The sequence below is a fragment of the Frankia sp. CcWB3 genome, assembly GCF_977927595.1.
Genome location: NZ_CDWRCK010000209.1, coordinates 5423 through 7681, shown reverse-complemented (window position 1 = coordinate 7681; position 2259 = coordinate 5423). Strand labels below are relative to the sequence as shown.

Sequence of the window (2259 nt, the reverse complement as noted above, 5' to 3'; positions counted from 1 at the left end):
GCCGGGAGCGTCCGCGAGGAGAACGCGTGCTCGTGACCAGTGGCGGAATCCAGGTGCCCCGTTTCCTGCGCGCGTTCGGCATTGGCGGGTCGGGGCGGTCCGTCCGGGTACCCGGCGCCGGCTGGGCGGTCCCGGCCGTCCGCTCGCCCGGAGCCGGTCCTGCGGACGGCGGGACCATCCTCGTGCTGACGCTGGGGTATCTCATGGTCGCGGCGATGCTGGTGGTCGTCGTGACCGACGTGTCCGCCATCTACCTCGCCCGCCGGTCGGTGGCCTCGGCCGCCGACGGCGCCGCGCTGGCTGCTGCCCAGCGCATCGACGAGAACGCGATCTACACCGCCACCGACGCCTTCGAGCGCCTGCCCCTCGCCGACATCGCCACGACCGTCGATCAGTACCAGCGCCGGGCCGATCCGAGTGGCCGCACGACCCTCACCTCCACCCTCGTCGACGCGACGACGGTGGAGGTGGAGGGCACGCGTGTGGTCGACCTTCCGGTTGTGGGCTCCCTCGGGGTGGGTCCGGTCACGGTACGTGCCGGAGCGCAGGCACAGTCGGTGGTCCGCCAGCCCGCTGCACCATGACGCCGGCCGGCGCCGGAACGCCGAACCGCGCCGGTTGCGTGCGCGCCACCTGTTGGCTTTCCTCCGACCCCTGATGCAACCAGGTCGAGGTGGCGTCCAGGAGATCGTCGAGACCGTGGCCGGTGCGGCGCTCGGCCAGATCCGACACGTCCCGGACCAGCCGGGCCACCCATTCGGCCGGCCGCCCGGCAGACAGCGCCACCGCCTGAGCGGCGTGCTGGGCTGCCTCGTCGCGATCCGGGATCTCCCGGGCCAGTGCGGCCCGGGCCTGCGCCATCCGCACCGAGACCACCATGCCCGTCTGGCCGCTACCTGTGATCAACGTCGCGGCGCGTTCCAGGTGAGGCATGGCCTCGTCGGCCGCGCCGACGGTGGTCAGGGCCTCGGCGCAGGCCAGGGCAAGATCCGCCGGGGAGTAGGTGTCGAGCGAGAAACCCGGCGAGCCGTGGGCGGTGTCGTCGAGCCGTTCCATCGTCTGCCAGGCTCTGGCGACGGCGTCCCGGACGCCCGCCCGGTCGCCGGTCGCCGCACAGGCGCTGGTGACAACCTTCCCGGCGATGAGGGCCCGGGTGGAGCTGTGCCCCGCGATCCGCGCCGCCGCCCCGGCGATCTGCAGGGACACCGCCGGGCTGTGCGGGCGGACCACCCGGGCGCGCAGGGCCAGGGCGCGGGCGGCGAGTGGCCCGTCCCCGGCCGCCCGGGCGAGCGCCGCGGCCCGGTCGGCCCGCACGGCGGCGTCGGAGTGTTTGCCGCGGTCGTAGGCGGTGGCGGCCGCCACCGTCGTGACCGCCGCGTGCAGCCGCATCCACTCCAGCGATGGCCGGCCGCGCAGCCGGTGCTCCCGGGGCACGGTCTGTGTCGTGCGCTCCAACGAGACCAGGGCGGACGTGGTAGTGATCAGATCAGACGTCTCGTAGGCCCTGACCGTCGCGGTCAGGGCGGCCATGCAGGCCTCGTGCAGGCCGGATGCGTCGTCGCGCAGACTCACGGAGCCCACCGCCGCGAGGCCGGTGGCAACCAGGACAGAGCGTCGGTCCGCGACCTCCGAGACCTCCGACACGATGGGACCCTCCGTGCTCCTGCGGGAATGATCGCGGCCTTCCGCCGGCACGCGACGGGGCGGTGAGTCGTCGCCGCCAACGGCGTGATCCGATCGCTCGGACGACAGATCCGGTTATTCACGGCGGCCTTCCTCCTCTTCCCCGTGGTAGTGGCCGGTCCTCGAGCCTTCGTCCCGTCCCGTCCCGGCGACATCGACCGGTGTACACGCGCACCGGTCGATGCGTCTGAGCTCTCTGCAGCTGAGCTCTCCGCATCCGACACCCATATGGTCGCGAGGCCGCACTGTCCCGACGAAACCCGGCGTTCACGTATTCGTGCGCGAAGCGCCGTCTTCGACGGTATCGTTCGGGGGCCGCGGACGCGCCGAGTTGTGCGCACTCGGCGATGTGGTACGTGTCTCTTCAGGGATTGGCGTCGGTTGTTGTCGGAGGTTGTTGTCGGATGGCTGAACCGCCTGACTGCCTGGGGCCGCCGCAACGATTGTCCGCAGTGCGGGCGCCGGTTGGCCGAAATTCTCGTGGCATCCTGCGAATGTTTCATCCTCGTGTCGTCGAGTCATTGCATGTTTCGCCATGATGATGTTTCCCGGTCGGGATGCCGCCGGGATGCTGCC

At 71.8% G+C, this 2259-nt stretch carries 2 protein-coding genes; one reads left to right on the top strand and one right to left on the bottom strand.

Annotated features, from left to right (window positions below; all coding sequences use genetic code 11):
* Positions 1 to 176 precede the first annotated feature (176 nt).
* Positions 177 to 584 (top strand): pilus assembly protein TadG-related protein, encoded by a 408-nt coding sequence (locus ACY5KJ_RS15240; protein ID WP_462203649.1) that lies wholly within the window; start codon positions 177 to 179, stop codon positions 582 to 584.
* On the opposite strand, the gene ACY5KJ_RS15235 is transcribed toward ACY5KJ_RS15240, so the two are convergent.
* Positions 526 to 1644: a hypothetical protein gene (locus ACY5KJ_RS15235; protein ID WP_462203648.1), complete on the bottom strand. Its 1119-nt coding sequence runs from the start codon at positions 1642 to 1644 to the stop codon at positions 526 to 528. The genes ACY5KJ_RS15240 and ACY5KJ_RS15235 overlap by 59 nt on opposite strands.
* Between the last annotated feature and the right edge of the window lie 615 nt (positions 1645 to 2259).